The organism is Streptomyces sp. NPDC050485, assembly GCF_044458185.1.
Taxonomy (GTDB): Bacteria; Actinomycetota; Actinomycetes; order Streptomycetales; family Streptomycetaceae; genus Streptomyces.
In genome coordinates, this window is record NZ_JBITHR010000024.1 from 80921 (window position 1) to 94445 (window position 13525).

Sequence of the window (13525 nt, forward strand, 5' to 3'; positions counted from 1 at the left end):
GCTCAGCGTGCTGCGACGATGGACCGGTGAACAGGTCCAATGAGGCTCACTCCGACCGGTCCATGAGCTCGCCCGGCAGCGACTTCCTCCAGCTCGACATCGCCGAGGCGCCGCCCGGCGGGCGCTCCGACTGGCTGGCCCGGCAGCTGCGGCTCGCCATCTCCGACGGGCGGCTGCCACTGGGGAGCCGGCTGCCCGCCACCCGTGTGCTCGCCGCCGAGCTGCGGGCGTCGCGCGGTGTGGTGACCGAGGCGTACCAGCGCCTGACGGAGGACGGGCACGTCGTGGGCCGGGGCCGCGCGGGCACGGTGGTCGTCGCGGCGCCGGTGACGGCGGCCACGCCGAGCGCCGGGGAGACCCGGCCGCCCGGCCTCACCCGGAACCCCTTCGCCGCACCTCCCGGCCCCGATGTCTTCGATTCCGTACGGGCGCTGCCCGCGCGGATCGACCTGTCGCCCGGGGTGCCCGATCTCGCGGCGTTCCCGCGGGCCGCCTGGCTGCGGGCCGAGCGTTCGGTGCTCGCGGAGCTGCCGGCCGCCCAGCTCGGCTACGGTGATCCGCGCGGCACACCGGCCCTGCGGCTCGCCGTCGCCGACTGGCTGGCCCGCAACCGCGGCATCCGGGCCGACCCCGACGACGTACTGATCGTCTCCGGCACCGCCCAGACACTCACCCTGCTCGGGGAGGTGCTGCGCGCCGACGGGATCTCGGCGGTCGCCGTGGAGGACCCGGGCTCGCTCGGCGCCCGCCAGCATCTGCGCCACCGGGGTCTGGACACGCCGCCGGTGCCGGTCGACGGCGAGGGCGTACGGGTCGACGCGCTGCGGGACAGCGGGGCGCCGGCCGTGCTGCTCACCCCGGCGCACCAGTTCCCGACCGGGGTGGTGCTCGGCGGTGTGCGGCGGCGCGAAGTGATGCGCTGGGCCGAGCGGGACGGCGGGCTGATCATCGAGGACGACTATGACGCCGAGCACCGTTATGACCGCGCGCCGGTGCCCGCGCTGCGCTCGATGCTGCCGCGGCACGTCATCTACGCGGGCAGCGTCTCCAAACTGCTCGCGCCCGCGCTGCGGGTGGGCTGGGTGGTGGCGCCGCCGCGCTACCGGGACGCCCTGGTCGAGGCCAAGCGGTTCGCGGACCTCGGCAACGCCACGCTGCCGCAGCTGGTCCTCGCCCGCTTCATGGCGTCCGGAGAGCTGGAGCGGCGGCTGCGCCTGGTGCGGCGAAGCCACCGGCGCCGCCGGGACGCGATGATCGAGGCGATCGGCGCCCACCTGCCGGGGGCGGTGGTGCACGGGGCGGCGGCGGGCCTGCACCTCATGGTCACCTTCGCGGGCCCGGGCTTCGACGACACGGCGCTGGCCGCCGCCGCACTCGCGCGGGGTGTCAAGGTGCACCCCTTGTCCTGGCACGGCCAGGGACGCGGGCGGCCGGGGCTCGTCCTCGGCTATGCGGCCGGCAGCGGATCAAACATCGCGGAGGGCATCGCCGTCCTCGCAGATGTACTGCGGGAGAAGTCGAGGGCACGAATCCGTACCGGCTGAGCAGCCAGGAGCACAGGGTGTCATCACTTGGTAAAACGCTGGTAAAAGGGGCAACTGGTGTTCGCGGGCGGCCCTCTACCGGGGCGTGATGAGCCTGACCGGTACCCCTTTCCTCGTGGTCGCGATCCTCGCGGCCGCGGCGGCCCTGCTGCTGCCCCTCGTCCTGTGGACCAGGATCGGCGGCCCCGCCGTCGTGCGGTGGGTGTCGCGGCTCCTCATGCTGGCCTTCGCCCAGGTCACCGCGATCCTCGTGGTCTTCCTCTTCGTGAACAACGCCAACGGCCTGTACGACACCTGGGGCGACCTCCTCGGCGGCGGCAACCACGTCAACGCCGCCCCGGACCTGGGTCCCGACGGCACCGGCGGCCGGAACGCGGCCGCCGCTCCCAAGGTGAAGCAGAAGTTCGAGCCGTACACCAGCAAGGTCGGCAAGGGCGTGCTGAAGACCACGCTCAAGGGGCAGGTCTCCGGCGTCGAGGGCGATGTGGCGGTGTGGCTGCCGCCGCAGTACAACGACCCGGCGTACAAGGACAAGACCTTCCCCGTGGTCGAGCTGCTGCCCGGCTACCCGGGGTCGATAGGCGCCTGGTTCGGCACGCTGAAGACGCAGGAGCAGCTCACGCCGATGATGGAGAAGGGCGAGGTCGCGCCGTTCATCCTGGTCTCGCCGCGCACCACCCTCCTGAGCGGCAAGGACACCGGCTGCGCCAATGTGCCGGGCGTCGTCAACGCCGACAGCTGGCTGAGCGTGGACGTCCGCAAGATGGTCACCGACAACTTCCGGGCCGACACCGGTGCCGACGGCTGGGCCGTCGCCGGATACTCCGCGGGCGCCCACTGCGCGGCCAAGCTGGCGATAGAGCACCCCGACCGCTACCGGGCGGGCGTGGACCTCTCCGGCTACAACGACCCGGCGGCCGAGCGCGACTCGATCACCGCGAAGGATCCGAAGCTGCGCGAGGAGACCAACCCGCTGTGGATCCTGACGCACGCCAAGACCGCGCCGCGCGTCTCGCTGTTCGTCTCGGGCGAGCAGACCGACGGCTACAACGACGGGGTGGCCCTGAAGAAGGCCGCCAAGGCGCCGACTTCGGTCACCGTGATGAAGCTCAACGGCGGCGGCCACGCCAGCGCGGTCTGGAAGACCCAGGTGCCGGACGTCTTCCGCTGGCTGACCAAGGAGATGGGCGCGGGCGCGAAGGTCGCTCCCGAGGCAGGAATCTGACGTAGCGTCAGAAGTTGTGCGGCGGTCGTGCCGCCCCGGCCCGCCGGTTCACGCGGGCCGGGCCGCCCCCGCGAACGGCATCTCATCGATCGGCGCGATCCGTACCGGCGCCCCCGGATGCGGGGCGTGGATCATCTGGCCGCCGCCGATGTACAGCCCGACGTGGCTGATCCCGGAGTAGAAGAACACCAGGTCGCCCGGGGCGAGTTCGGAGCGGGTGATCCGCGCGCCGGAGTTGATCTGGGTGTACGTGGTCCGGGGCAGCTGCACCCCGGCCGAGCCCCAGGCCGCCTGGGTCAGGCCCGAGCAGTCGAAGGACGAGGGCCCCGTCGCGCCCCACACATACGGTTTGCCGAGCGCGCTGTACGCGAAGGCGACGGCCGCTGCGGCGCGTGCGGTGGGGGCCGCGACCGGTCCGCGCGGCGCGTCGGCGGACCGGCCGGCCCGGGTGTCCGCCGGGGCCGCGGCGGGATCCTCGTAGGCGGCCCGCTCCGGCGCGGTGAGCTGGGCGAGCAGCGCCTCGGCGGCGGAGATCCTCGACTGGATGTCGCTCTTCTGCTTCTGCAACGTTGACTGCTGGCCGCGCAGCTCGGTGAGCTTTCCGTCGGCGGTGGAGTGCAGCCGGTCCAGCTCCGCGAGCTGCTTGCGCACGCCCGTCACGGCGGCCGCGGTCCGGTCCCCGGTCCGTTCCGCGAACGCGGCGTCGTCCAGGTACCGCCGCGGGTCGGCGGAGAGCATCAGCTGCAGCTCCGGGGCGACCGCGCCGCTGCGGTACTGGGCGGCCGCGAGCGAACCCAGCGCGTTGCGCGCGGTGTTGAGCCGATCGGTCTTGCGGGCGGCCTCGTCCCGCAGCTCGCTCAGTGAGCGCTCGGTCGCATCCGCCTTCTCCTTCGTCCCGTCGTACGCCTCCGTCGCGACCTCCGCGTCGTGGTACAGCTGGTCGACCTTGGCCTTGACCTGCGCCGGGGTGAGCTTCGGCTCCGCGTGCCCGGACCCCTCGAAGAGGGTCGCGGTGGCCGCCGACGCGAGCGCGAGCGTCGCCGCGGTGCGGGCGGCGGGGCCGGTGAGCGGATGCTGCTTGGGCTTTCGGTGGGCAGCCACGAGGGCCTTCACGTCCTTCCGTACGGCAGTGCTTGCGCCCTGCGGCCCCCTCGCGGGAGCCGTTCCGACGACGGACCGCACAGGGGGAGCGGCCCGCCGCCGGACCTTTCGGCGGGGGTGACCGACGGCCGCCCGGTGGTGCGGCGGCGGTGGGGAGTCGGCCACCTGGGGCAGGACGCTAAACCTGGATGACACGGCCCAGCGACGTAATGACGGGAAGTGCCACTTTCCGGCGCCGGAGCGACCGGTTTCGACCGTTGCGGGGGCAACGGCCCGCGGGCTCCGTGCCTGCTGTGACCGAAGTGCCGCTCGGGCCCCACCCGCTGCGGGGAGCCTGCTAAGCGGGAATTAGGCTCCGGCCCATGGACGTACTCATCAGTGTCTTCGTCGGACTGCACATCATCGGTATCGCGTCGCTGCTCGGCGGCTTCCTGACGCAGATGAAGGCGATGAGCGCGGGCACCGCCCGCTTCGTCCCGGCGATGCTGCACGGCGCCCTGACCATGCTGGTCACCGGAGTCGCCCTGGTCGGCCTCAACCAGGCCGACGACCACACCGTGAACACCATCAAGATCGGCGTGAAGCTCGCGATCCTGATCGTGGTCCTCGGCCTGGTCTATGTGAAGCGGGACGAGGAGAAGATCGAGAAGGGCCTGTTCGGGGCGGTCGGCGGGCTCACGATCGCGAACATCTTCATCGCACTGCTGTGGACCTGAGCCGGTCGCGCACGGGAGCCTGATCCGGCCCCGGGCGGGGCGCGCGCTCCCGTAGCCGGGGCCCTCTTCCCCAAGGGGGCCGCGGTGTGTCAGAGGGGCGGCCTAGACTCGGGAGACGATGAGCAGCCTCTTTGATGACAGCTTCCTGGCGGACCTCCAGCCCTCTGAGGAGGAGCACCCGCCGCCGCCCGAGGAGTCGCACGCGCCGGAAGCGGTGCCGGACGACCTGTTCGGGGGCCGGTTCGACGCGCCCGTGGACCGGGACGCGCACTACCGCGGCGGCGCCCCGCGCCCGGTGATCGACGCGGCGGCCCTGCTCGACGGGCTGAACGAACAGCAGCGCGCCGCCGTGGTGCACGCGGGCTCGCCGCTGCTCATCGTGGCCGGCGCGGGCTCCGGCAAGACCCGGGTGCTCACCCACCGCATCGCCCACCTCCTCGCGACCCGCGGGGTGCACCCCGGCCAGATCCTCGCGATCACCTTCACCAACAAGGCCGCGGGCGAGATGAAGGAGCGCGTCGAGCAGCTCGTCGGCCCGCGCGCCAACGCGATGTGGGTCATGACCTTCCACAGCGCGTGCGTACGGATCCTGCGCCGCGAGTCCAAGAGGCTCGGCTTCACCTCGTCGTTCTCGATCTACGACGCGGCCGACTCCAAGCGCCTGATGGCGCTGGTCTGCCGGGACCTCGACCTGGACCCCAAGCGCTTCCCGCCGAAGTCGTTCAGCGCCAAGGTGTCCAACCTGAAGAACGAGCTGATCGACGAGGAGACCTTCGCCGGGCAGGCCGCCGACGGGTTCGAGAAGACGCTCGCCCAGGCGTACACGATGTACCAGGCGCGGCTGCGCGAGGCCAACGCGCTGGACTTCGACGACATCATCATGACCACGGTCCACCTGCTCCAGGCGTTCCCGGACGTCGCCGAGCACTACCGGCTGCGCTTCAGGCACGTCCTGGTGGACGAGTACCAGGACACCAACCACGCCCAGTACACCCTCGTACGGGAACTGGTGGGTCCGGCCGGCGAGGCCCAGGCCCCCGCCGAGCTGTGCGTGGTCGGCGACGCCGACCAGTCGATCTACGCCTTCCGAGGCGCGACGATCCGCAACATCCTCCAGTTCGAGGAGGACTACCCGAACGCGACGACGATCCTCCTGGAGCAGAACTACCGCTCCACCCAGACGATCCTGTCCGCCGCGAACGCGGTGATCGAGCGCAACGAGAGCCGCCGCCCGAAGAACCTGTGGACGGACGCCGGACCCGGCGCGCAGATCACCGGCTACGTCGCGGACACCGAGCACGACGAGGCGCAGTTCGTCGCCGACGAGATCGACCGGCTCACCGACAAGGGCGAGGCCAAGGCGGGCGACGTCGCCGTCTTCTACCGCACCAACGCGCAGTCCCGGGTCTTCGAAGAGATCTTCATCCGGGTCGGCCTGCCCTACAAGGTCGTCGGCGGCGTCCGCTTTTACGAGCGCAAGGAGGTCCGGGACGTCCTGGCCTATCTGCGCGTCCTGTCGAACGCCGAGGACACCGTCCCGCTGCGCCGCATCCTCAACGTCCCCAAGCGCGGCATCGGCGAGCGCGCCGAAGCGATGATCGACGCCCTGTCGCTGCGCGAGAAGATCACCTTCCCGCAGGCGCTGCGCCGGGTGGACGAGGCGTACGGAATGGCGGCCCGCTCGGCCAACGCCGTCAAGCGGTTCAACGCGCTGATGGAGGAGCTCCGTACGATCGTGGACTCCGGTGCCGGGCCCGCCGTCGTCCTCGAAGCGGTGCTCGAACGGACCGGCTACCTCGCCGAGTTGCAGGCCTCCACCGACCCGCAGGACGAGACCCGCATCGAGAACCTCCAGGAACTGGCCGCCGTGGCCCTGGAGTTCGAGCAGGAGCGGGGCGAGGAGGAAGGCGCGGGCACGCTCGCGGAATTCCTGGAGAAGGTCGCCCTGGTCGCCGACTCCGACCAGATCCCCGACGAGGACCAGGACGGCTCCGGCGTCATCACCCTGATGACCCTGCACACCGCCAAGGGCCTCGAATTCCCCGTCGTGTTCCTCACCGGCATGGAGGACGGCGTCTTCCCGCACATGCGCGCGCTCGGCCAGGCCAAGGAGCTGGAGGAGGAGCGGCGCCTCGCCTACGTCGGCATCACACGCGCCCGCGAGCGGCTGTACCTGACCCGTTCCTCGATGCGCAGCGCCTGGGGCCAGCCCTCGTACAACCCGGCCTCGCGCTTCCTGGAGGAGATCCCGGTCCAGCACCTGGAGTGGAAGCGGACCGGGCCGATGGCCGCCCCGGCGGGCCCGGTGTCGGGCAAGTCGCTCGGCGGCGGGATCGGCGCCTCGCTGTCGTCGTCGCGCTCCAAGGCGGGACCCTCGGGCTTCGCGACCCGGCGCGGCAGCGACAAGCCGGTGGTCTCGCTCTCGGTCGGTGACCGCGTCACGCACGACCAGTTCGGCCTGGGCACCGTCATGTCGGTGACCGGCTCGGGCTCGGACGCGCAGGCCACGATCGACTTCGGCGACGAGCGCCCCAAGAAGCTGCTGCTGCGCTACGCGCCGGTCGAGAAGCTGTAGTTCGCTACGTCGGCTACGTCGGGTCGAGGCCGTGGCTGCGCAGCCACGGCAGCGGGTCGATCGACGAGCCGCCGTCGGGCCGTACCTCGAAGTGGAGGTGCGGTCCGGTGGAGTTGCCGGAGTTCCCCGAGTACGCGATGACCTGGCCGGCCTTCACCGGGCCCGAGCGCAGCTTGGTGCTGGACAGGTGGCAGTACCAGGTCTCGGTGCCGTCGTCGCCGGTCACTATGGCCATGTTTCCGTAGGCGCTGTTCCACTGGGTGCGGACCGTGCCGTCGATCGCCGACATCACGGGAGTGCCGTACGAGACCGGGAAGTCGATGCCGGTGTGCACCGACATCCAGTTGACGCCGGCCTGCCCGTAGTACGCGCTGAGCCCCTTCTGCGTCACCGGCACGACGAACTTGGGGCGCGCGGCTTCCTTGGCGGCGGCCGCGTCATCCTTTTTCTTCTTCTCCGCGTCCTGGCGGGCCTTGAGGTCGAGACGTTCCTGCGTCCGGCTGGCCCGGTCGGCGAAGCTGTTCGCGTCGGCGCTGAGATGGGCGAGCTGGGTGTCCAGCGCGGTGTTGGCGGCGACCGGCTTGACCGAGGCGGGGTCGGCCGCGGCCGTCACGGTGGTCCCGTCGTCCTTGCCGCCGGTGAGCCCGCTCACGGAGGCGACCGCGACCCCCGCGACGCCCATCACGCACACGGACGGCACCGCGACGGTCAGCAGCGCCGAACGCTTGGCGGGGTTGCGCCGCCGACGCCCGGCACCGCGCCGCGCCTCGGCCCGCGAACCCGGGACGACCGGGCTGGGCAGATCGACAGCGTCCGGCTCGGGATCATGCTCGGGCTCCGGCTCGGGCTCCAGGGTGGAGAACTCAGCTGTCTCGTAAGCGAGTTGAGGCTCGGGTGCTGCGTGACTCTCGGGCTCGGGCTCGGGGTACGTGGCCGGTGTCGCCGCCGTCGCGTGCCACCCGGTGGCGTCGTACGTACCGGTGTCGGAGCGGGTGCCGGGTACGGACCACTGGCCCGTGGTGTCGTACGCGGCGGCGAAGGCGCTGTTGTCGTACTGACCGGTGCCCTGCGCCTGGTTCCAGGCGCCGGCGTCCCACTGGCCCGTCGTGTCGAAAGTGGCGGTGTCGAACGTGCCGGTACCGGAATTCTGGGTGGGGAAGACCTGGGTGGCGAACGCGCCGGTGTCGAACTGGCCGGTGCCGAAGGCGCGGGCGTCGAAGCCGCCGGTCGCGCAGCTCGGGTCGTACGCGGTGGCCTGGGCCGGAACCGTCCACTGGCCGGTGGTGTTGTACGGGTCGTGCGCGGAGGCGAAGACACCGGTGTCGAACTGGCCGCTGTGGCCTGCCGCGTAGCCGTTCTGACCGGCGTAGGTGTGCTGCGCCGTGTACTGCATCGAGCCGTAGAGCGGATCGGCGTCGAAGCTTCCGGTGTGGGCGCTGTCGCCACCGTGGCCGCTGCTGCCGCTGAGGTAACCGTCGTGTCCGACGTACCCGGCGTGGGCGTGCTGGTCAGTCACCAACTTCTCTCTCGCCTCGGCAACAGAACCTGCGGCCGGGTGCCCTGACGGGCGGGGGTCCCGGGGAAAGCAGTGGCGCGACTGTACCCGGCGGTATGCGAGGCCGACAATCTTCGGAAGGTTTTACGGTCCGAGGTACGGGGCATTCAGCCGCCTTTCGGCGGACTGATGGCAGAGTTTTTGGCCCTGAGTTCGAGACGCGTTCGACGCGTGACGCGTTGCCTGTACGGCCCCGCCGGGGCCATCGGGGTCTGATCCAAGCCACCGTCAGGGCCCTGGCGCCCGGACGTCGGATGGCTTGTACTGGGTGGCGACGAACTCGCTCAGGCCACGGAGAACGCCTCCTGACCTGCGACCTCCGGCTGTCCGGCGGTCAACGCCTGACGCACTCCGGCCGCGACCGCCGGATGCACCGGCATCGCCAGATGACCGATTCCCGTCACCCGGACGTTCTGGGCGAGCAGATCCGGGTGGTCGATGCGGGCCGTCTCGACGGGCACCATCAGCGTGTCGAGGTCGCTCCAGAAGCTCACGAAGCGGGTGCGGATGTCCGGCGCGGGCCTGCGCAGCTCCTCGACGATCTCGGAGCCGGGACACATCTGCCGCACGATCGGGTGAGCGTGCCCGAGCTGCGCGGAGCGGGTGCCGGAGTGCGGGGTGCCCAGCGTGACCAGCGTACGGACGCGGAGATCACCGCCCAGGCGCTGTACGTAGTAGCGGGCTATCAGTCCGCCCAGGCTGTGCCCGACGATGTCCACCTCGCGGTGCCCGGTGCGGGCGCAGATCTCCTCGACATGGCGGCCGAGCAGTTCGGCGGCGACCCTGATGTCGCAGGTCAGCGGCGAGTAGTTGAGCGATTCGAGATGCCGCCAGCCGTGCCGGGCCAGCGAGCGGCGCAGCAGTACGAAGACGGACCGGTTGTCGATGAAGCCGTGCAGCAGGACCACCGGCGGGTGTGAGCGGCCCGCGGTGGGCAGCTGCGGGGTGGCGGTGGCGGCGTTGTCCGGGCGTCGTTCGGGCGCGAGGCCGGAGGGGTAGAGGAGCAGGTGGCCCGCCAGCACGGCCAGATCGAGCGCGGTGGCCCGGACCAGTGCCGCCGAGAGCCAGGCGCGGCGCAGGTACAGCGGCAGAAACGATAAGACCTGCACGGCGGCGACCTCCCCAATGGCACACAGGGAGACCACTCCGTCCCCCGTAATGCCCTCATGGGGGCTCCGCCGGTGAAGGCTGTCGCGGGCCCGGCCCCGAAAACGCGAGGGGCCGGACCGCCGTGCTGTGCGGCTGGCAGCACGGTGGTGCGGCGCCTTCGTAGCGGCTCCCCTTGCGACCGCGCCCGCGCCGTGGCGACCGCGTTCCGGCTGGTGCCGGTGGGCCGACTGGTGCGGGTCCGGTGCAATACGAATGTGTCCCACGTGTGATTTCCCCCTCCCTCTCCACCGTGAAACGGCGGGTTGCGGGATGCTGTCGATAACGTTCGTTCACTTCCCCGGCCCTTCGGCGCGGGGGTGCGCAGGTGGGACATGTGGAGGCAGTGATGGGTGTAACTGGTCCGATCCGCGTGGTGGTGGCCAAGCCGGGGCTCGACGGTCACGATCGCGGGGCCAAGGTCATCGCGCGGGCGCTGCGTGACGCCGGCATGGAGGTCATCTACACCGGGCTGCACCAGACGCCCGAGCAGATCGTGGACACCGCCATCCAGGAGGACGCCGATGCGATCGGCCTCTCCATCCTGTCCGGCGCGCACAACACGCTGTTCGCGAAGGTGCTTGAGCTGTTGAAGGAGCGGGATGCGGAGGACATCAAGGTCTTCGGCGGCGGCATCATTCCCGAGGCGGACATTCCGCCGCTGAAGGAGCTCGGGGTGGCGGAGATCTTCACGCCCGGGGCGACCACGGCGTCCATCGTGACCTGGGTCAACGCGAACGTCAGGCAGCCGGCGGGAGCGTGACGCCGGGCGCGCGACCCCCTGGGGGCGGAGCCCCCAGCTGCCCGGCCCGGGGGGGCTAGCCCCGTAGTTCCTCCCTCATCGCCGCGCGCAGCGACAGCGTTGCCGCCAGTCGCTGGAACGCCTCCGCCCAGTACCCCCCGGCCCCCGGCGACGCCCCCTCGGACTCCGGCGGCGTAGCCGTCAGCGCTTCCAGGCGGGGGGACTCCGACGGGTCGAGGCAGCGTTCCGCCAGGCCCATCACGCCGCTGAAGCTCCAGGGGTAGCTCCCCGCGTCCCGCGCGATCTCCAGCGCGTCGACTACCGCTCGGCCCAGCGCCCCGGCCCACGGCACGACGCACACCCCGAGCAGCTGGAACGCTTCCGACAGACCGTGCGCGGCTATGAACTCGGCCACCCAGTCCGCCCGTTCCCCCTCCCCGAGCGTGGACAGCAGCTTGGCCCGCTCGGCCAGGGACGTCGTGCCCGCCGCTTCGCCGGGCGGCGCCGAGGGGGTGCCGAGCAGAGCCCGGGACCACTCCGCGTTCCGCTGGCGCACCGCCGCCCGGCACCAGGCGGCGTGCAGTTCGTCGGCCCAGCCGTCGGCAACGGGCAGCGCCACGATGTCCCGAGGAGTGCGCCCGCCGAGCCGGGCGGGCCAGGTATCCAGCGGCGCCGACTCCACCAACTGGCCGAGCCACCACGACCGTTCGCCCCGCCCGGCGGGCGGCCTCGGCGCGACCCCGTCCCGCTGAAGTGCCGCATCGCACTCGTGCGGCGCCTCCACCGCGATCAACGCCCCCTCGCCCGTCCGGTCAAGGGACACACAGGTCGCCGCGCGCCGCGCCATCCGGGCCGCGAGCGCCGAACCGGGCAGCGCGGACAGCAGCTCCGCCGCGGTCGCCCGCACATTGCGGCTGCGGTCGGCCAGCGCTCGCTCCAGGAACGGCTCGTCCGCATCCGAGAGCCCGCCGCGCAGCGAGTCCAGGAACATCAGCCGGTCCTCGGCCCGCTCGGTCGGCCACGTCGCGGCCAGCAGCGCACGCCCCGCCCCCGGATCGTGCGCCCGAACCGCCCCCAGCAGCGCCACCCGCTCGGCGAACAGCCCTTCCTCCCACAGGAGTTGTACGGAATCGGTGTCCCCGGGGTCGGGCAGCGCCGCACTGCCCGAAGCGCCGCGCAGCGCGAACCGCCACTCCGGGTTGAGCCGGGCCAGCCACAGCCCGCGCGAGCCCGCGAAGGCCAGCGCCAGGGGGCGCAGATCGGTGCGGGCCCGCGCCGCGTCGAGCAGCGCGGGCAGCAGCGAGGCCGGTGCGCGGTAGCCCCGCTCGTTCGCGGCGGCCAGCCACTGCGGAAGCAGCTCACCCAGATCGGGCGCGGTCCCGCGCCGGCCCCCGGCACGCGCGGGCGCCGAACGGTCGGCGAGCAGCAGCGCCAGACGCCGACCGGCCGCCTCCGGCAGCGCGGGCCGCCCGTCCGCCGGTGCCACCTCGGGACGTACGCCCGCAGCGGCCGGAAGCAGCCCGGCCCTGCGCCGCAGGGTCTGCGCGGCAGCGGCATCGAGCAGCTCCCCTGGTGTCCCGGCAACCGGACGCCGGTCCGTCCCCAGCAGCCCCGCCGCCACCAGTTCCTCCCAGGAACATGCGCCGGTCCCCCCGATGATGGTGCTGATTTCCCCGATGGTGGTGCTGGTCATCGATCCCCCCTCGTTTCATCGATCCCCCTCGGTTCGTCCGACCGTCCGACCGACCGTCTGGCCGTCCGACCGACCGTCTGGCCGACGGCCCGTCGAGCGAGGCTCGCTCACGTCAGCCGAGGTTCGCTCACGTCAGCTGCACCGCCTCCACCGCCCCGTCCGCCCATGCCGCCAACGGCCGGAATCCCCGGTGGCCGCATTCGCCGAAGACCGTGACCGGGGCGCCCCCGGACAGGGCGACGAGTCTCCACAGGCCCGCGCGGGCCGCCGTTCCCGGAGTCACCGGCAGCGCGAACTCGCCTGCCGCGTCGGCCAGTTGCCAGCCGTCGTCGCCGTCCTTCGGGGGTACGGGTATGACCTCGGTCAGGGTCGCGGGGCAGGCGTCCAGCCAGGGGTCGTCCAGGAGGGCTCGCCCGTACCGCTCGACCGCCTCGGTGGTCGGGCCGCCCGGGGGCGGGCCCCCGGCCCGGGCCGGGGTGCCGTACCGCTCGCCCAGCGCGGCGCGCAGCCGGCCCGCGCCCGGGTACGGCGTCAGGTCGGCTTCGATCGCCAGGCCGACCGGCAGCGTGATGCCGGGGGCGCGGCCCGCCGCGCCGAAGTCCAGGATCAGCGCCCAGCGGCCCGAGCCCCTTCCGTACAGCCATATCCGGCGCGTGGTGAGCTTCGCGTCGGCCGTGTCGTACTGGGCCAGGACCTGCCAGCTGTCGCGGATCGCGGGACCCTGCGGCGTGGCGGGCAGGCCGATGCGGGAGCGGACCGTCGCGGCCAGCGGTTTTGGCAGGGTGTCGCGGCCCAGCCAGGCCCGGTCGAGCAGGTGCAGCAGCGCACACTCTTCGAGCAGCCGCGTCGGCCAGCCCGCTCCGGAACCCGGAATCGCCCCCAACTCCCGTACCCTGCCCGCCAGTCCGGGCGCCTGCGCGTCCACCATGCGGGCGGCCGTCTCCTCCCACAGGCCGTACCCGGGGCGCTCGGCCGCCGCCAGCCCGCCGCGCAGCAGATCCGCCAGGCGCCGCTCCAGCTCGACCGCGCCCGCGGTCACCCGCTCCGCCCGTCTCTCGGCCCGCCGCCTGGCCGCCGCCGGGTCAACGGTCTTGGCCCCGACGGCTGTTGGCTCCGCTCTCGTCATGTCCCCGAAGGTACGGGCGACCACTGACAATCGGCTCTGACCTGCGACGACGAGTGATTGTCAGTGGCGTGGTGCACGGTGGACCCACAAGCCGGTCGAACG

The 13525-nt window shown here is 72.3% G+C and carries 9 protein-coding genes and 1 pseudogene; 5 read left to right on the forward strand and 5 right to left on the reverse strand.

Annotated elements, in window-relative coordinates; translation table 11 throughout:
• The first annotated feature begins 26 nt into the window (after positions 1 to 26).
• Positions 27 to 1544 (forward strand): PLP-dependent aminotransferase family protein, encoded by a 1518-nt coding sequence (locus ACIBK6_RS34205; RefSeq protein WP_399055983.1) that lies wholly within the window; start codon positions 27 to 29, stop codon positions 1542 to 1544.
• Between the two features lie 88 nt (positions 1545 to 1632).
• On the forward strand, positions 1633 to 2769 hold the full coding sequence (locus ACIBK6_RS34210) for an alpha/beta hydrolase (protein WP_399055985.1): 1137 nt from the start codon (positions 1633 to 1635) through the stop codon (positions 2767 to 2769).
• A 48-nt stretch (positions 2770 to 2817) separates the two neighbouring features.
• Here ACIBK6_RS34210 and ACIBK6_RS34215 read toward each other — a convergent pair whose 3' ends face one another.
• Positions 2818 to 3870 carry an NlpC/P60 family protein gene (locus ACIBK6_RS34215; protein ID WP_399055987.1) on the reverse strand — a complete coding sequence of 351 codons (1053 nt, stop codon included), beginning with the start codon at positions 3868 to 3870 and terminating at the stop codon, positions 2818 to 2820.
• A gap of 362 nt (positions 3871 to 4232) precedes the next feature.
• Between ACIBK6_RS34215 and ACIBK6_RS34220 the strand changes: the two genes are divergently transcribed.
• Together ACIBK6_RS34220 and pcrA are read left to right on the forward strand one after the other, a co-directional pair.
• On the forward strand, positions 4233 to 4586 hold the full coding sequence (locus ACIBK6_RS34220) for a hypothetical protein (RefSeq protein ID WP_399055989.1): 354 nt from the start codon (positions 4233 to 4235) through the stop codon (positions 4584 to 4586).
• 118 nt (positions 4587 to 4704) lie between these two features.
• A complete protein-coding gene (gene pcrA / locus ACIBK6_RS34225) occupies positions 4705 to 7161 on the forward strand; it encodes a DNA helicase PcrA (protein ID WP_399055991.1) in 2457 nt (818 codons plus the stop codon).
• Positions 7162 to 7174: 13 nt separating this feature from the next.
• Here pcrA and ACIBK6_RS34230 read toward each other — a convergent pair whose 3' ends face one another.
• A complete protein-coding gene (locus ACIBK6_RS34230) occupies positions 7175 to 8677 on the reverse strand; it encodes a M23 family metallopeptidase (RefSeq protein WP_399055993.1) in 1503 nt (500 codons plus the stop codon).
• A 323-nt stretch (positions 8678 to 9000) separates the two neighbouring features.
• Positions 9001 to 9825, reverse strand: a complete 825-nt coding sequence (locus ACIBK6_RS34235; protein ID WP_399055995.1) for an esterase/lipase family protein — start codon at positions 9823 to 9825, stop codon at positions 9001 to 9003.
• Positions 9826 to 10211: 386 nt separating this feature from the next.
• Here ACIBK6_RS34235 and ACIBK6_RS34240 point away from each other — a divergent pair, with 386 nt between their 5' ends.
• Positions 10212 to 10625, forward strand: coding sequence for a cobalamin B12-binding domain-containing protein (locus ACIBK6_RS34240; RefSeq protein ID WP_189762011.1), 414 nt, complete (start codon positions 10212 to 10214; stop codon positions 10623 to 10625).
• A gap of 55 nt (positions 10626 to 10680) precedes the next feature.
• Here the strand turns inward: ACIBK6_RS34240 and ACIBK6_RS34245 are convergent, their stop codons facing one another.
• Together ACIBK6_RS34245 and ACIBK6_RS34250 are read right to left on the reverse strand one after the other, a co-directional pair.
• Positions 10681 to 12297: a DUF5691 domain-containing protein gene (locus ACIBK6_RS34245; RefSeq protein WP_399055997.1), complete on the reverse strand. Its 1617-nt coding sequence runs from the start codon at positions 12295 to 12297 to the stop codon at positions 10681 to 10683.
• 127 nt (positions 12298 to 12424) lie between these two features.
• Positions 12425 to 13393 (reverse strand): annotated as a pseudogene (locus ACIBK6_RS34250) (SWIM zinc finger family protein); the annotation flags it as partial.
• Positions 13394 to 13525: the final 132 nt, after the last annotated feature.

Excerpts from the sequence above, each read along its gene's own strand:
- ACIBK6_RS34210 (WP_399055985.1), top strand. The coding sequence starts at position 1,633 with ATGAGCCTGACCGGTACCCCTTTCCTCGTGGTCGCGATCCTCGCGGCC.
- ACIBK6_RS34220 (WP_399055989.1), top strand. The coding sequence starts at position 4,233 with ATGGACGTACTCATCAGTGTCTTCGTCGGACTGCACATCATCGGTATC.
- pcrA (WP_399055991.1), top strand. The coding sequence starts at position 4,705 with ATGAGCAGCCTCTTTGATGACAGCTTCCTGGCGGACCTCCAGCCCTCT.
- ACIBK6_RS34240 (WP_189762011.1), top strand. The coding sequence starts at position 10,212 with ATGGGTGTAACTGGTCCGATCCGCGTGGTGGTGGCCAAGCCGGGGCTC.
- ACIBK6_RS34245 (WP_399055997.1), bottom strand. The coding sequence starts at position 12,297 with ATGACCAGCACCACCATCGGGGAAATCAGCACCATCATCGGGGGGACC.